This is a genomic window from Lacrimispora struthionigena (assembly GCF_048627165.1).
GTDB lineage: Bacteria > Bacillota > Clostridia > Lachnospirales > Lachnospiraceae > Lacrimispora.
Genome location: NZ_JBMBWP010000001.1, coordinates 682032 through 697506, shown reverse-complemented (window position 1 = coordinate 697506; position 15475 = coordinate 682032). Strand labels below are relative to the sequence as shown.

At 45.5% G+C, this 15475-nt stretch carries 15 protein-coding genes and 1 pseudogene; 6 read left to right on the top strand and 10 right to left on the bottom strand.

Annotated features, from left to right (window positions below):
- Nucleotides 1–73 precede the first annotated feature (73 nt).
- From ACOAOT_RS03245 to ACOAOT_RS03230, 4 genes are read left to right on the top strand one after another with little or no spacing between them, the layout of a single operon-like run.
- A complete protein-coding gene (locus ACOAOT_RS03245; protein WP_420215657.1) occupies nucleotides 74–955 on the top strand; it encodes a branched-chain amino acid ABC transporter permease in 882 nt (293 codons plus the stop codon).
- A gap of 10 nt (nucleotides 956–965) precedes the next feature.
- Nucleotides 966–2069 carry a branched-chain amino acid ABC transporter permease gene (locus tag ACOAOT_RS03240; protein WP_420215656.1) on the top strand — a complete coding sequence of 368 codons (1104 nt, stop codon included), beginning with the start codon at nucleotides 966–968 and terminating at the stop codon, nucleotides 2067–2069.
- On the top strand, nucleotides 2069–2935 hold the full coding sequence (locus ACOAOT_RS03235; RefSeq protein ID WP_420215655.1) for an ABC transporter ATP-binding protein: 867 nt from the start codon (nucleotides 2069–2071) through the stop codon (nucleotides 2933–2935). The genes ACOAOT_RS03240 and ACOAOT_RS03235 overlap by 1 nt, the downstream gene beginning before the upstream one ends.
- Nucleotides 2922–3632, top strand: coding sequence for an ABC transporter ATP-binding protein (locus tag ACOAOT_RS03230; RefSeq protein ID WP_420215654.1), 711 nt, complete (start codon nucleotides 2922–2924; stop codon nucleotides 3630–3632). Before ACOAOT_RS03235 ends, ACOAOT_RS03230 begins: the two co-directional genes overlap by 14 nt.
- Nucleotides 3633–3683: 51 nt before the next feature.
- On the opposite strand, the gene ACOAOT_RS03225 is transcribed toward ACOAOT_RS03230, so the two are convergent.
- The 10 genes and pseudogenes from ACOAOT_RS03225 to rimP form a co-directional block, all read right to left on the bottom strand.
- Nucleotides 3684–4730, bottom strand: coding sequence for a C40 family peptidase (locus ACOAOT_RS03225; RefSeq protein WP_420215653.1), 1047 nt, complete (start codon nucleotides 4728–4730; stop codon nucleotides 3684–3686).
- Between the two features lie 58 nt (nucleotides 4731–4788).
- Nucleotides 4789–5745 (bottom strand): riboflavin biosynthesis protein RibF, encoded by a 957-nt coding sequence (gene ribF / locus ACOAOT_RS03220; protein WP_420216642.1) that lies wholly within the window; start codon nucleotides 5743–5745, stop codon nucleotides 4789–4791.
- Nucleotides 5745–6650, bottom strand: a complete 906-nt coding sequence (gene truB, locus ACOAOT_RS03215; protein WP_420215652.1) for a tRNA pseudouridine(55) synthase TruB — start codon at nucleotides 6648–6650, stop codon at nucleotides 5745–5747. The genes ribF and truB overlap by 1 nt, the downstream gene beginning before the upstream one ends.
- Before the next feature lie 12 nt (nucleotides 6651–6662).
- The gene (locus ACOAOT_RS03210; RefSeq protein WP_420215651.1) at nucleotides 6663–7613 is read right to left on the bottom strand and encodes a DHH family phosphoesterase; all 951 of its coding nucleotides are present in this window, start codon (nucleotides 7611–7613) and stop codon (nucleotides 6663–6665) included.
- Nucleotides 7614–7625: 12 nt separating this feature from the next.
- Nucleotides 7626–7988, bottom strand: coding sequence for a 30S ribosome-binding factor RbfA (gene rbfA, locus ACOAOT_RS03205; protein WP_104435676.1), 363 nt, complete (start codon nucleotides 7986–7988; stop codon nucleotides 7626–7628).
- An 87-nt stretch (nucleotides 7989–8075) separates the two neighbouring features.
- Nucleotides 8076–11264, bottom strand: a complete 3189-nt coding sequence (gene infB, locus ACOAOT_RS03200) for a translation initiation factor IF-2 (RefSeq protein ID WP_420215650.1) — start codon at nucleotides 11262–11264, stop codon at nucleotides 8076–8078.
- 52 nt (nucleotides 11265–11316) lie between these two features.
- Nucleotides 11317–11649 (bottom strand): annotated as a pseudogene (locus ACOAOT_RS03195) (L7Ae/L30e/S12e/Gadd45 family ribosomal protein); the annotation flags it as partial.
- Nucleotides 11642–11911, bottom strand: a complete 270-nt coding sequence (gene rnpM, locus ACOAOT_RS03190) for an RNase P modulator RnpM (RefSeq protein ID WP_104435550.1) — start codon at nucleotides 11909–11911, stop codon at nucleotides 11642–11644. The gene rnpM and the pseudogene ACOAOT_RS03195, both read right to left, overlap by 8 nt.
- A gap of 21 nt (nucleotides 11912–11932) precedes the next feature.
- Nucleotides 11933–13093, bottom strand: coding sequence for a transcription termination factor NusA (nusA, locus tag ACOAOT_RS03185; RefSeq protein WP_104435547.1), 1161 nt, complete (start codon nucleotides 13091–13093; stop codon nucleotides 11933–11935).
- A gap of 29 nt (nucleotides 13094–13122) precedes the next feature.
- Nucleotides 13123–13590: a ribosome maturation factor RimP gene (gene rimP / locus ACOAOT_RS03180; RefSeq protein ID WP_420215649.1), complete on the bottom strand. Its 468-nt coding sequence runs from the start codon at nucleotides 13588–13590 to the stop codon at nucleotides 13123–13125.
- A gap of 266 nt (nucleotides 13591–13856) precedes the next feature.
- Between rimP and ACOAOT_RS03175 the strand changes: the two genes are divergently transcribed.
- Nucleotides 13857–14624, top strand: coding sequence for an ABC transporter ATP-binding protein (locus ACOAOT_RS03175; protein ID WP_104435543.1), 768 nt, complete (start codon nucleotides 13857–13859; stop codon nucleotides 14622–14624).
- Nucleotides 14617–15414: an ABC transporter permease gene (locus ACOAOT_RS03170; protein ID WP_104435541.1), complete on the top strand. Its 798-nt coding sequence runs from the start codon at nucleotides 14617–14619 to the stop codon at nucleotides 15412–15414. Before ACOAOT_RS03175 ends, ACOAOT_RS03170 begins: the two co-directional genes overlap by 8 nt.
- Nucleotides 15415–15475: the final 61 nt, after the last annotated feature.

Genomic DNA, 15475 nt, shown 5'->3' with positions numbered 1-15475 from the left:
TTCCCCACTCGTTCCATTTGGAGGCTGATTTTATGCATATTCCATACTAAACAGATAGGAGGCATTTTGCCACATGAGTCTTTCAACCTTCTTACAGCAGTGCCTGACCGGTATCTCCTTAGGCGGTGCTTACGCACTGATTGCCATTGGTTACACACTGGTTTACGGCATCCTGCGGCTCATCAATTTCGCACACGGTGACATCTTTATGATGGCAGGCTATTTTATGATTTTCGCAATGGCAACGTTTCCATGGTATATCGCCATTCCCATCGTTTTACTCATCACCGTCTTTTTAGGTGTTTCCATTGAGCGGGTGGCATACCGTCCTTTACGTACAGCACCAAGAATGTCCGTCATGATTTCTGCAATCGGTGTTTCTTACCTGCTGCAGAACCTGGCTACTTACTTATTTACGGCACTGCCAAAGGGCTATCCGGAAATTCCGTTTTTAAAGAAAATCTTTAAAATTGGCGGCCTTTCCGCATCTTTCGTAACATTTCTCACACCAGTACTTACTTTAATCATTGTATACGCCCTGATCGTTCTCATTAATAAAACAAAAATCGGAATGGCAATGCGTGCCGTTTCCAAGGATTACGATACTGCTTCCTTAATGGGAATCAAGATCAACCGCGTTATCACCTTTACATTTGCCATCGGTTCTCTTTTGGCTGCTGTAGGTTCAATCCTGTATTTTACAGACCGTATGACCGTATTTCCATTCTCCGGCTCTTTACCTGGTCTGAAATGTTTCGTAGCAGCAGTTTTCGGAGGTATTGGAAGCATTCAGGGCGCTGTAATCGGCGGTTTTATCCTGGGACTTGGGGAAACAGCTCTGGTTGCCATGGGTTATTCCACGTTCAGCGACGCATTTACCTTTGTTCTGTTAATCATCATTCTCCTGATCAAGCCTACCGGCCTGTTTGGTGAGAAGACAACCGATAAAGTGTGAGGTGTCATCTATGAAAAAGAAAGCATTTTCCAAAAACAAACTCTATACCCTGATCGCCTTATTGTTCATCATCGGCATCCTGGGCTTTTTACAGGCTAACAGTGCCCAGTACAGCTATCAGATCTCTATATTGGAGCGAAGCGCCATTTATGCAGTGGTAGCTGTTTCCATGAACTTACTCACTGGATTTACTGGTCTCTTCTCCCTTGGTCAGGCAGGTTTTATGGCAATCGGAGCCTATACAGTGGCGATTCTTACCATTCCGGTGGAAACCAGAGCCAGCGTTTATTATGTAGATGGCATTGCTCCTTTCCTGGCAAATCTTCAGTGCCCTTACTGGCTTGCACTGATTATTGCAGGGCTGTTTGCTGCAGGAGTTGCGGCCCTGATCGGCATTCCGGTTCTCCGCTTAAAAAGCGATTATCTGGCAATTGCGACTCTGGGATTTTCCGAGATTATCCGTGCGGTAATCGCAGCACCTCAGTTAAACAAGGTGACAAACGGTTCCTACGGATTAAAGAGCATTCCTGGCTTTCCAAACCTGTTTGTGGCATTCGGACTTTGTGCCCTTTGTATCCTTTTAATGGTTCTTTTGATCAATTCCTCTTACGGCCGGGCATTTAAGGCTCTCCGGGAAGATGAAGTGGCAGCACAGGCCATGGGACTGAATCTGTTCCGTTATAAGGAGCTGGCATTTATTATTTCCTCTTTTTTCACTGGTGTAGGCGGAGGTCTTCTGGCCATCTTCATGCGTTCCATTGAATCCAAGACCTTTTCCATTAACCTGACCTATGATATTCTGCTGATTGTGGTTCTGGGCGGTATCGGCAGCGTTACCGGCAGCGTAATCGGATCTTTCCTGGTTACTGCAGGCAGGGAATGGCTGCGATTCTTTGACAATCCACTTTATATTGCAGGCGTTCAGATTCCACTGTTCCGTTCCGGTTTTCGTATGGTTATCTTCTCCATTCTTCTTATGGCGGTTGTACTCTTCTACCGCAGAGGTATTATGGGAAGCAACGAATTTTCCTGGGATGGACTGTTCCGGCTGATAAAGGGAATCCCTGGCAGATTAAAAAAGAAAAATAAAGCACAGAAGGGAGAAAACGCATAATGTCAGCGACAGCAAAAAACCGTGCAAATGTACTTCATATGCAGGACGTTACCATGCAGTTCGGCGGTGTTGTGGCAGTAAATGGCTTAACTCTCGACGTAAATGAGGGAGAAATCGTTGCTTTAATCGGCCCGAACGGTGCTGGAAAAACCACTGCATTTAACTGCGTGACGGGTATTTATGAGCCCACCTTCGGACAGGTGGATTTTATGGGCGAGACCATTCTCTCCAACACTCCAAAGGGAAAGATGCAGAAAATGTATCTGGGAGAAGTAAAACCAAGACCGCTCTCCATCGTACGCAATACACCGGATGTGATCACGAAAAAGGGAATTGCCCGTACCTTTCAGAATATCAGGCTGTTTGGTCAGCTGACTGTTTTTGACAACGTACTGATTGCAAAGCATATGAGGGCAAAACAGAACGTATTCTCTGCTACTCTTCGCTTAAACAGCAGGGAAGAAGCCAGAATGCGGGAGGAAACCTCTGCTCTCTTAGAAGAACAGAACTTACTTCATTTAAAGGATGAGATTGCCTCTTCTCTTCCTTACGGCCTTCAAAGACGTCTGGAAATTGCCAGAGCCCTTGCTACTGAGCCGAAATTTTTACTTCTTGATGAACCAGCTGCAGGCATGAATCCACAGGAGACCCAGGAGCTGACTGATTTCATCAAACAGATCCGGGATTCCTACCACCTGACTGTATTAATGATTGAACACCATATGGATCTGGTTATGCAGATCTCCGACCGCATCTACGTTCTGGATTTCGGTAAACTGATTGCACAGGGTACACCAGAGGAAATCCAGAATAATGAACGGGTAATTGAAGCATATCTGGGGGTGAGTGACGATGCTGAAGATTGATAACTTAAGAGTAAACTACGGCGGAATTGAAGCCGTAAAAGGAATCTCCTTTGAAGTACCGGACAAAAGCATTGTAACCTTAATCGGTGCAAACGGAGCTGGTAAAAGTACCACTCTCCGCTCCATCGTCGGTCTTGCTAAGCCCTCTGCCGGAAGCAGCATCACGCTGGACGGACAGGAATTAATCGGTATGGATACTCCGGACATTGTTGCAAAGGGAATTGCTCTGGTTCCTGAGGGACGCCGGGTATTTCCGGATATGACAGTTATTGAGAATATTAAAATCGGAGCTTATTTAAGAAATGACAATCTGGACGAGGATATTAACTGGGTCTATGATTTATTTCCACGGCTTAAGGAACGAAGCTGGCAGCTTTCCGGAACCCTTTCCGGAGGGGAGCAGCAGATGCTGGCAGTTGCCAGGGCTCTTATGAGCCACCCAAGAATTCTCATGATGGATGAACCGTCTCTTGGTCTTGCGCCACTGATTGTAAAGGATATCTTCTCAATCATTAAGGAGATCAATAAAAAGGGCGTAACCGTCCTCTTAATCGAGCAGAACGCCAATATGGCGCTTCATACAGCTGATGTAGGATACGTACTGGAAACAGGACGAATTACCATGTCAGGATCTGGTAAAGAGCTTCTTGCAGATGAATCTGTAAAAGCTGCTTATCTGGGAAAAAAGAAAGATTAACAAGAAACGCAGACAGATATCTGACTCATTGTCATACATCTGTCTGCGTTTTTAATTATCGATTACCCGTCGTATGGTAACCGGTCTTCTGTAATCCCAGGAGGAAATTTTAATCCCGCTTCTCCGGTTGGCCGCATGAACAATTTTACCCTGCCCGATATACATGGCAACGTGATCAATTTCCCTGCCGCTGGCATAAAATAAGAGGTCACCCGGTTCCATGCTGGAAGACGGAATCGCCTGTCCCTCGGCAGCCTGCTGCCTGGAGGTACGATCCAGCTGGACGCCTGCCGCATGCTCCATCACATATTGAATGAAGCCAGAGCAGTCAGCGCCTGTGTTGGGGTTTGTTCCGCCCCAGCGGTATGGATTTCCAACGAATTTCACCGCATAGCTTACAACCTGGGTTCGCAGATCCCCATTTTTCTCTGCCTCCGGAATGGTATAGGCAATGGTAGCGTTCTCCGGCGCATAAGCATACGCAATTTGTCCGTTGTATTGAATTTTGGCCCAGCCACCGTTACGGGAAATGTAACGGTACGTTTCGCCCTCATGAATTCTTCCAACAATTTCTGAATTCGTATCAGGCTGTTTGCGGACACGAAGGGTCTCAATGTCTACCCGAAGCATCAGCTGCATATCGTAATATGCGATTGCTCTGGCCTCCTGCCCAGTGGCTAAGTATTTTCCGTATACATAACCGGTTACCTGCCCTGATTTTATTTTATACCAGCCATTCTCTTCCGACAGCACACTGCTGCCTGAGTGGCTTCTTAATTTCCCTACGATTTCCGCATCGTTCTTTGGTTCTTTCCTGATGTTCAAGGAATCCTCCACAACTGCTACTCCAAGGTTGTTAAAAATAGTATTGAAGGTTCCATACCTCACTTTTTCCTGCGTAAGACCGGCCGTGTTTCCCGTCGACTTCTGCTCTCTGGATTGTTGATATTGATCCATATAGACCTCCACGCCCGCTACAGGCGATCCGGTCCTGACGTCAGTCTCTGTTCTTGCGGCCTGTACATCTGCTGTTCCCATCCATACGGTACACCCGCAGGCGATGGCAAAGCCAAGTACTTTCCATGCTTTGTCAGTCATATGCACTTTCCTTCGCAAGTTTTTTAATTGTGAAACGGGCGGTGAAACTGCCCTTTTCCTACTGCAACTGAGTGATTTCTGTTCCAGGCAGGTTCTTCAAATATTCTAATCCCAGTTCCCTGTCTTTTCCTATCTGTTCTTTTAACTGCTCAAGCCCCTCAAATTTCCGTTCCGGACGGATGAAGTGTAAAAGCTGTACCTCTATAGTCTTTCCATAAATATCCTGATTTATACCAAAAATGTAAGTTTCTGCACCTACTGGAGAAATCCCCTCTACTGTGGGTTTTCTTCCAATATTGGTAATTCCGCCGTAATAAGTTCCATCTACGTAAACACGGGACACATAAACGCCAAATACAGGCAGATGTTTTTCCGGAGGAGGAAGGATGTTGGCAGTTGGAAATCCAAGGATGGCTCCGCCAATATGGTTGCCGTGCACCACCTCACCGTGAATGGCATATGGTTCTCCCAGCAGCTCATTGGCTTTTTCCATATTTCCAAGATCCAGCTGCTCTCTGACGTAAGTGCTGCTGATATCCCGGTGCTCGTCCTGCTCTTTTGGAATCACAATCAGTTCATAGCCATACTGGTTTTTTAACTGCTCTAACAGTGCCGCATCTCCCGCACCTTTATATCCGAAGGAGCAGTCAGTCCCCACAACAATGGTTCTGGCATTCATCTGTCCCACCAGAATCTGTTTTACAAATTCTTCTGGCTCCATTCTGGCTGTTTCTTTGGTAAAGGGGTATTCCACCAGATAGTCAATTCCTACTCTCTCCAGATTATTTTTCCGCTCAAGATTGGTGGTAATTACCTTCTGGAGTACTCCGTTTACAAGAGTGCCGGGAGACATGTCAAATGTAAATACTGCCGTCTTGTATCCTGTTTCTTTCTTAATTTCCAGCATTCGCTGCAATAATTTTTTATGGCCTCTGTGACGTCCGTCAAATTTCCCCAGAGTCACTACAGCCGGCTCTTCGATCTGAAACACTCTGGTCCCAGTGATATATTCCATCATCTGCTTCCTCCCAGAAAAACCTTCTGAGGCTTTAAAAGACTTCCTTCCCCATTTGGTTTATAGACTCCGATAAACTCCATGCTGCTGTCATAAACCCGGACAGGACCATCAGAGATCTGGTATTCTCCTTCTGCCTGGTTACGCATAAAAGGATTGCCGTTATGGACCAGTTTATCAAACTCCTCTTTCATCACCAGCTGGGGATAGGAAGAAAACACCTTGTCCACTGCCAGGATGTGCTCTCCCAGGCTGCCATTATCCCGTAACTGTTCGATCTGGGAAAGTGTAAGACTGTCCTCTAACACAAAGTCTGACACTCTGGTTCTTAAAAGGGATTCCATGCATCCGCCGCATCCCAGTTTCTTACCGATATCATAGCAGAGTGTGCGGATATAGGTTCCTTTGGAACAGCTGACTGTAATGGTCACTCTTGGAAGTTCCATCCGTTCGACGCGGATATCAAGAATTTCCACAGGTCTTGCCTTGCGTTCTACTTCTTTTCCCGCTCTTGCCAGTTCATAAAGCTTCTTTCCATCTACCTTTAATGCAGAATACATGGGGGGAACCTGGTCATAATGACCCAGAAAGCTCATAACTGCAGCCTTTACCTCTTCTTCCCCTGCCTCTACAGGATATGTATTTAATACAGTTCCTGTAGTATCCTGGGTATCCGTCTCCATGCCAAGAAGGAGAACTGCCTCATAGGTTTTCGTTTTATCTGTTAACATGTCACACAGTTTGGTTGCTTTACCAAGACAGACAGGAAGTACTCCTTCTGCGTCCGGGTCCAGGGTTCCTGTGTGACCAATTTTTTTCTGTTTTAAAATACCTCTCATTTTCGCCACGACGTCATGAGAGGTAAAGCCTTTTTCTTTATACACATTAATAATACCGTCTGCCATTGCCTGTATCTCCTAATTAAGCTGCTTCGCTATCTGATCCGACAGATTGTTGATCACGTCATGAACACTTCCTGTCATGGTACAGCCGGCTGCTTTTTTATGTCCGCCCCCGCCAAAATAAACGGCAATTTTACTTACATCAAGCTCTGTGGTGGAACGAAGGCTTACCTTATATTCCCTGCATGCTGTTTCATAGATAAAAATGGCACACTCCACACCCTCTGTAATTCTTAGCTGGTCAATGATTCCATCCATATCGGCGCTGCCGACTTCATAAAAATCCATTTCTTTTTTGCTGATGGCACTGAAAATGCATTTGCCGTCATGAAAGGTGATGCTCTCTAATAAAGCTCTCCCTAAAATCTGATTCTGGATATAAGTCTTTCTGTAAAAGCTGTCATCGATAATGCTGGAAAAATTAATTCCTTTTCCCATCATCTTTCCCGCGATTTCCATGGTTTTAGCTGATGTACAGTCATACTTGAAAACACCGGTATCATGAATAATTCCGGTATAGATGCACTCTGCCACTGCTTTGCTGATCCTGCTTTCATCAAGGAGACCATATAAAACTTCACAGGTGGAGCTTGCATCGCCTTTTACTACATTCTCCGTCCCATAACCAATATTGGTTATATGGTGGTCGACACACAGACTCTTTTTCGCTGCGTTTAAGTACTTAACCGCCTCGCCAAAACGAAGCGTGTCACTGCTGTCCAGGCAGATACAAAGATCATAGCTTTCGTCTCTGCTAAAGTCACTGACAATGCGGTCAATATTTTTTAAATATGAAAATTTCACAGATGGTTTCTCTAAATAAACCACTGCATGAATATCCGGATAATTTTCTTCCAGATAATTATAAGCAGCCAGACAGGAACCGATACAGTCCCCATCCGGCCTTACATGGCCAATAATCGCCACATGTTTCACATCTTTGAGAATTGTTTCAAGGAAACTCACAATGGCACCTCCTTACTCTTTGATGTCTTTCGTAACCTCGTCAATGAGTCTGGACATATTCACTCCATATTCAATGGACTGGTCCAGTATAAATTTGATCTCGGGTGTATTACGCAGATTGACTCTCCGGGCAAGCTCCCGGCGAATGTAGCCTTCTGCACTTTTTAGTCCTTCGATGGTTGCTTTTCCTGCTTCTTCGTCGCCCAGAATGCTGATATATGCCTTACAGAATTTTAAATCAGGAGTTACTTCAACCGAAACAACGGTAGTCATTGGGTGAATTCTTGGGTCCTTGATTTCCAGACGGATGATCTGGCTTAATTCCTTCTGTACTTCCATATTAATTCTGGTATTTTTTATACTGTTTTTACGCATCTTATTCCTTTCGCTATCTGCCCGCATATTCAAAAAGACCAGCCCGTCTTAACGGGCTCATCTTTTGAACGTTCCAGGGGATGGTTCCTAGCGAGGAACCTCCACCATGGCATATGCTTCAATCATGTCATCTTCCATAATATCATTAAATTTCTCAAATACAAGACCGCACTCATAACCGGTAGCAACTTCTTTTACATCATCTTTAAATCTCTTTAAGGATGCGAGAGGACCATCATAGATCTTCTCTCCCTGACGGGTGATGCGTACGCTGCAGCCTCTCTGGAATTTACCGTCCATTACGTAAGAACCTGCGATGGTACCAACGCCGGAAGCCTTAAAGGTCTGGCGGACAATGGCGTGACCGATGATCTTCTCTTCGAAGATTGGATCTAACATACCCTTCATAGCGGATTCCACGTCTTCAATGGCCTGATAAATTACCTTGTAGAGTCTTAAATCTACTTTCTCTCTGTCTGCAATTGATTTTGCAGTTACATCAGGTCTTACATTGAAACCGATGATAATCGCATTGGATGCAGATGCCAGAGAAACGTCGGATTCATTGATGGCACCAACACCGCCATGAATCACCTTAACCATAACTTCTTCATTGGACAGCTTCACAAGACTCTGTTTTACTGCTTCTACAGAACCCTGAACATCTGCTTTTACAATGATAGGAAGTTCTTTTACATTACCAGCCTTAATCTGGGTGAACAGATCATCCAGTGACAGCTTCGCTTTTGTATCTTCTAACAGACGGTTCTTTCCTTCAGAGATGAAAGTTTCTGCAAAGTTTCTTGCTTCTTTCTCATTCTCTGTGCTGATGAGGACATCACCTGCACCAGGAACGTCATTTAAGCCTAAAATCTCTACCGGAGTAGATGGACCTGCTTCTTTTACTCTCCGTCCCTTATCATCCATCATGGCGCGGACTTTTCCGTAGCAGGAACCTGCTGTAACTGTGTCGCCTACGCGGAGGGTTCCCTTTTGTACCAGAACGGTAGCAACTGGTCCCTTACCTTTATCAAGCTCAGCCTCAATGATAAGACCTCTTGCATGACGGTTTGGATTGGCTTTTAATTCTTTTACTTCTGCAGTCAGAAGAATCATCTCCAGAAGTTCTTTGATACCTTCTTTAGTATGTGCAGATACAGGAACAAATATCGTACTGCCGCCCCAATCTTCTGGAATCAGTTCGTACTCGGATAACTCCTGTTTCACTTTGTCAATGTTTGCACTTGGCTTATCAATCTTATTGATGGCAACAATGATCTCAACTTCTGCTGCTTTTGCATGGTTGATGGCCTCAATTGTCTGAGGCATTACTCCATCATCTGCTGCTACAACTAAGATAGCAATATCGGTAGACTGGGCACCTCTCATACGCATGGCTGTAAACGCTTCATGGCCGGGTGTGTCGAGGAATGTAATTTTCTGTCCGCTGATATCAACTGTATAAGCACCGATGTGCTGGGTAATACCGCCTGCCTCTCTGGAGGTAACGCTGGTCTGACGGATTGCATCAAGAAGAGAAGTTTTACCGTGGTCTACATGGCCCATAACGCAGACAACCGGTGGTCTTGCTGCCATATCTTCTACGTTTTCTTCTTCCTCTTTCAGAAGCTCTTCAATAACATCGATCTTCACTTCTTTTTCGCAGAGTACTTCATATTCCATAGCGATCTCTTCTGCCTGCTCAAAGTCAATCTCTGTATTGAGGGTAACGATCTTACCCTTTAAAAACAGCTTCTTAACGATGGCAGATGGCTGAAGTTTCATCTTCTCTGCCAGTTCTTTTATGGTTAAAATCTCAGGTACGATAATGGTCTTGATTTCCTCAACCTTAGGCTCTACATGAACCGGAGGCAGAATCGGAGCTTTTCCTGCTTTTCCGCCCTTGGCTGCTGTTCTTCCCTTGCTTGCATCTTCTTTATCTCTCTTATCAAACCTGTCATTCTTGTAGTTATTCTTTGTAGCTCTGTTGCTGGTAGGCTTTGCCTGGATGGGAGTGTCAAAAGACTTTGGTGCTCCGTCTCTGCTGGTACGTGCTCCCTGTGGTCTTGGGCCACGGGTGTTATCGCTGTCCTTGTCATTCTGATAACCGCCCTGACCCTGAGGTCTTCCGTATCCGTAACCGCCCTGACCCTGAGGTCTGTTTCCCTGGTAACCGCCCTGGCCCTGGGGTCTGTTTCCCTGGTAACCACCCTGACCCTGTGGCCTGTTTCCCTGGTAACCGCCCTGACCCTGGGGTCTGTTTCCCTGGTAACCGCCCTGACCCTGTGGTCTTCCGTCACGATTTCCCTGGTAGCCGCCCTGGCCCTGGGGTCTGTTTCCCTGGTAGCCGCCCTGGCCCTGGGGTCTGTTTCCCTGGTAACCGCCCTGACCCTGAGGTCTTCCGTCACGATTTCCCTGGTAACCACCCTGACCCTGAGGTCTGCTTCCCTGGTAACCGCCCTGACCTTCTGGTCTTCCTTCACGGTTTCCCTGGTAGCCGCCCTGGCCTTCTGGTCTTCCTTCACGGTTTCCCTGGTAGCCGCCCTGGCCCTGTGGTCTTCCGTCACGATTTCCCTGGTAGCCGCCCTGACCCTGCGGTCTGTTTCCCTGGTAGCCGCCCTGACCCTGTGGTCTGTTTCCCTGGTAACCGCCCTGACCCTGTGGTCTGTTTCCCTGGTAGCCGCCCTGACCCTGTGGTCTGTTTCCCTGATAGCCGCCCTGGCCCTGAGGTCTTCCTTCACGGTTTCCCTGGTAACCGCCCTGACCCTGCGGTCTGTTTCCCTGGTAGCCACCCTGACCCTGAGGTCTGTCTTCACGGTTTCCCTGGTAGCCGCCCTGACCCTGAGGTCTGTCTTCGCGATTTCCCTGATAGCTTCCCTGTGGTCTGTCTTCACGTGTTACTGTACTATGTTCTCTTACTGTATTCTCTGATGTCTGTTCCGTCTTTTTCTGCATGTCATCTCTCTGTCCCATATTCTGTGCAGGCTTCTGTGCAGGTCTTGATGTACCCTGGCCCTGTGGTTTCATCTGTGCATTCTGCGGTCTGAATACTGCCGCTATTTTTTTCTTTGGTGCTTCGGAATCATCGCCGCCTGGTGTTTCAGTACGTGCAGGTGAAGTTCCCCTTCCTGCGCCTACTTCTTTTTTTACAATTGATGCCTGTTCATCGGTGATGTTTGAAGAGCTTTTTAAATTTATATTATGTTTTTCCAATATATCCAGTATCTCCTTACTCGTGTCTTTTCCCAGTTCTTTTGCCAGATCATAAACTCTCATGCTTTCCTCCATTCTGTGCACATTCTGCAGCACATACTGGTAGATGTGAAGGCTCATTCTCACACTCACTACCTGCATTTGTATTCATTAGTTTCTCGATTGCCTTAGCAAACCCATTATCCACGACAGCAAGAGACGCCCTCATCTCCTTACCCATAGCGTGACCCAGTTCTTCCTTTCTTCCAAAGAAATAAATTGGTACCTTATAGTAAGTACACGTATTGGTAAACATCTTCCTTGTATTGTCTGAGGCTTCCTCAGAAACGATCACTAACGATGCTTTTCCTGCCTTAACGGATTTCTCAGTCATGAACTCTCCGCTTGAAATCTTTCCGGCTTTCGTTGCAAGCCCGATCAGATTCAGAATTTTCTGTCTGTTATCCAAACTGCTCCATCTCCCTTTCCAACGCTTCGTAAACTTCTTTTGGAATCGACATTTTAAAGGAACGCTCCAATCCCTTACTTTTTACCGCTTTTTTGAAGCATTCCATAGAAGGACATAAATAAGCTCCCCGTCCATTCTTACGCCCGGTTCCATCAAGAACAAAGCTGTCTTCCGAAGTTTTTAAAACACGTATCATCTCTTTTTTATTTTTCATCTCACCGCAGCCGATACACTGTCTGAGCGGTACCTTTTTTGTACTCACGTCTCCATCACATCCTAATTATTATTCCTGGTAGCTGTCTTCGGACTCTTCTTCCTGAAATTCACCTTGTAACGCTTCCTCAAAGGAGCTGCTGCCGTTGTTTGCACTGTCCTGATATTCCAGACCAAGTTCTTCAAAAAGACCAAGTTCTCTTGCCTGTGTTTCACTCTTAATATCAATCTTGTAGCCAGTAAGTCTTGCCGCAAGTCTTGCATTCTGACCTTCTTTACCAATTGCCAGTGACAGCTGATAATCCGGTACAATCACCTGTGCCTCTTTGGATACTTCGTCAGCCACAACGCAGATTACCTTTGCAGGGCTGAGTGCATTCTCAATTAAGTAAGCTGGATTGTCATCCCAGTTAATAATATCGATTTTTTCTCCCCTTAACTCGTTTACAATGGAATTCACTCTTGCTCCGTTTAAACCAACGCAGGCACCTACCGGATCAACATTGGTGTCATTGGATTTTACGGCGATCTTGGTTCTGGAGCCGGCTTCTCTTGCGATTGCCTTAATCTCTACCGTTCCATCCTTTACTTCCGTTACTTCAGACTCAAACAGACGTTTTACCAGATCCGGATGAGTTCTTGATACAGAAATTCTCGGTCCCTTGGGTGTATCCTTTACCTCCAGAACAAAAACCTTGATTCGCTCTGTCGCCTTGAATACTTCTCCCTTTACCATCTCCGTTTCATTTAAAATGGCGTCTACCTTGCCTAAGTTGATACTGACGTTTCTTCCCAGATATCTCTGTACAATACCAGTAACGACTTCCCGCTCCTGACAGTACCAGTCATTAAACAGTGATTTTCTGCCTTCTTCGCGGATCTTCTGCAGAATCACATTCTTCGCATTCTGTGTGGCAATTCTTCCAAACTTTTTCGAGTCTATAGGACAATGAATCACATCTCCAAGATCGTATTTGGGATCTGTCATCTTTGCATCTGCCAGGCTGATCTGCAGCAAAGGATCTTCAACTGTCTCCACCACTTCTTTTTCTGCAGAAACGTTAAAATCACAGGTATCGCGGTTGATGCTGACTTTAATATTATCCGCTTTTCCGAAGTGGTTCTTGCAAGCAGTAAGGAGGGAATTCTCTATTGCTTCCAACAGGGTCTCCTTGCTGATACTGTTCTCCTTTTCCAGAATATTCAGTGCTTCTAACAGTTCCTTATTCATTTTTTTATCCTCCTAATATCTCTTACTGTTTAGAAATCAAATGCCAGCCGGATCAGTGCGATCTCCGGTCTGTTGAGCGTAAGCTCTGCTCCATCTTCCTGGGCAATGGTTACAGTGTCCTTGTCAAAGGATAACAGCGTACCAGTAAAGTCCTTTTGTTTGTTCAAAGGCTTATACAGCTTAATATCCACATCTTCTCCGATGCTTCTGTTAAAATCCTTATCTTTTTTTAAGGGTCTGCCAAGTCCCGGGGAACTGACCTCCAGAATGTAGCTGTCTGCAATAAAATCTTTTTCATCCAGCCAGTCTCCCAGCTTTCTGCTTATAATTTCACAGTCATCAACTGTAATTCCGCCTTCTTTATCAATATAAGCCCGTAAATACCAGTTTCCAGCTTCTTTTACATATTCCACGTCAACCAGTTCAAAATTGTTCTCTGTCATAAGGGGCATTAAAAAGCTTTCTGTTTTTGCCTCATACTCTTCTCTTTTAGCCATTTTCTTCCCACCTTTCCAAACAAAATGGAAAGAGTGGACTTCCGCCCACTCTCTATCAGTCAAACATTCTTGTTATCTTGAATAGTATAACACCCTTTTCCTGGCATTGCAAGGGTTTTTCTTGTTTTTTCTGATATTTCCGTCTATTATTTGAATTTCTTAAATTGTTTCGATTACGAGAGAGGACAAAGTTTTCTTCACACTCCCTTTATTTGTACATATTATAACACTATATCAGAGTTAATTCTGTCAAATAAGGAGGACCCATGAAACCAAAACTGGAAGTTTCCGGGCTCAGTTACTCCTATCATTCCCTTGAGGGTGAGACACTGGCCCTTTCCAATATATCCTTTACTGCTGACAACGGGGAATTCCTTGCTGTAGTCGGCCCCTCCGGCTGCGGGAAATCGACCCTGTTATCACTTTTATGCGGACTGCTGATTCCCGATGAGGGCGATATCTTAATCGACGGCGTACCAAAGTCTGAATCAGGCGTTAATATAGGCTACATGCTGCAGCGTGACCATCTCTTTGAGTGGCGCACCATAATGGGAAATGCTGAGCTTGGACTGGAAATTCAGAAGAAACGAAACAGCAGTTCCAGAGAAAAGCTTCATAATATGCTTCATACTTACGGTCTTGGCAGTTTTGAAAATGCAAGACCGTCCGAATTGTCCGGCGGTATGCGCCAGCGTGCTGCTCTGGTCCGCACCCTGGCACTGGAGCCGGACCTTCTATTATTAGATGAACCATTCTCCGCTTTAGACTATCAGACCAGACTCTCCGTCTGTGACGATATCAGTACGATCATAAAGAGTACTCATAAAACTGCTATCCTGATTACCCATGACCTTTCTGAAGCCATCAGTGTGGCAGACCGGGTAATCGTCCTGACAAAGAGACCTGGCAGAATCAAGGCTGTTGTTCCCATCTCCTTTGGCAGTGAGAACATCCGGCCTCTGGACCGCAGAAACATGCCGGAATTCTCCGTTTATTTTAATCAGGTATGGAAGGAGCTGCAAAATCATGATTGAGACACACCCTACGTTAGCTCAGCAGGCATTTATTGAAAAAGAGAAACTGCACCGCAGAAACGTAAGAGTATGGCGCTTCATGCTGCTGGTTCTTCTCCTCTCTGTCTGGGAGCTGTGTGCCAGACTGGGCATCATCAATGACTTTATCTTCAGCTCCCCCTCCAGAGTTACCATCTGCTTTCTTGAAATGGTAAAGGATAAAAGTATCTTCATGCACATCGGAGTCACCGTCATGGAAACACTGGTCAGCTTTGTACTGGTAGTCGTGTGCGGCTTCCTGATTGCCGTTCTCCTCTGGTCCAGCCGCAGCATATCGGAAGTTCTGGAGCCGTATCTGGTGATGTTAAACAGTCTTCCCAAATCAGCCCTTGCCCCTATATTGATTGTATGGCTGGGCAATAACATCAAGACGATTATTGTTGCTTCCATCTCTGTGGCTGTATTTGGGTGCATCATGACACTCCATACTGGATTTTCTCAGACAGATCCGGATAAGATTAAGCTGATTTATTCCCTGGGAGGGAATAAAAAGGATGTGCTGTTAAAGGTGCTGCTTCCGGGATCTGTTCCTCTGATTATCAGTAACATGAAGGTGAATATCGGGCTTTGTCTGGTTGGGGTAATTATCGGTGAGTTCCTGGCGGCAAATAAGGGACTGGGATATCTGATTATTTATGGCAGCCAGGTGTTTAAGATGGATCTGGTGGTAATGTCCATTGTCATTCTGTGTATTGTATCGGCAATTTTGTATCAGGGGATTTCGTTGCTGGAGAAGAAGATTAAGTTTTAATTGTAATGTTATCAAAAAGGAGTATTTACCAAATGGAGAGATTTTCAATTGGCAAATACTC

Coding starts and splice junctions, on each gene's coding strand:
- ACOAOT_RS03240 (WP_420215656.1), top strand. CDS start 966: ATGAAAAAGAAAGCATTTTCCAAAAACAAACTCTATACCCTGATCGCC.
- ACOAOT_RS03245 (WP_420215657.1), top strand. CDS start 74: ATGAGTCTTTCAACCTTCTTACAGCAGTGCCTGACCGGTATCTCCTTA.
- nusA (WP_104435547.1), bottom strand. CDS start 13,093: ATGAATAAGGAACTGTTAGAAGCACTGAATATTCTGGAAAAGGAGAAC.
- infB (WP_420215650.1), bottom strand. CDS start 11,264: ATGAGAGTTTATGATCTGGCAAAAGAACTGGGAAAAGACACGAGTAAG.
- ACOAOT_RS03175 (WP_104435543.1), top strand. CDS start 13,857: ATGAAACCAAAACTGGAAGTTTCCGGGCTCAGTTACTCCTATCATTCC.
- ACOAOT_RS03170 (WP_104435541.1), top strand. CDS start 14,617: ATGATTGAGACACACCCTACGTTAGCTCAGCAGGCATTTATTGAAAAA.
- ACOAOT_RS03225 (WP_420215653.1), bottom strand. CDS start 4,730: ATGACTGACAAAGCATGGAAAGTACTTGGCTTTGCCATCGCCTGCGGG.
- ACOAOT_RS03230 (WP_420215654.1), top strand. CDS start 2,922: ATGCTGAAGATTGATAACTTAAGAGTAAACTACGGCGGAATTGAAGCC.
- rimP (WP_420215649.1), bottom strand. CDS start 13,590: ATGGCTAAAAGAGAAGAGTATGAGGCAAAAACAGAAAGCTTTTTAATG.
- truB (WP_420215652.1), bottom strand. CDS start 6,650: ATGGCAGACGGTATTATTAATGTGTATAAAGAAAAAGGCTTTACCTCT.
- rbfA (WP_104435676.1), bottom strand. CDS start 7,988: ATGCGTAAAAACAGTATAAAAAATACCAGAATTAATATGGAAGTACAG.
- ribF (WP_420216642.1), bottom strand. CDS start 5,745: ATGGAATATATCACTGGGACCAGAGTGTTTCAGATCGAAGAGCCGGCT.
- ACOAOT_RS03235 (WP_420215655.1), top strand. CDS start 2,069: ATGTCAGCGACAGCAAAAAACCGTGCAAATGTACTTCATATGCAGGAC.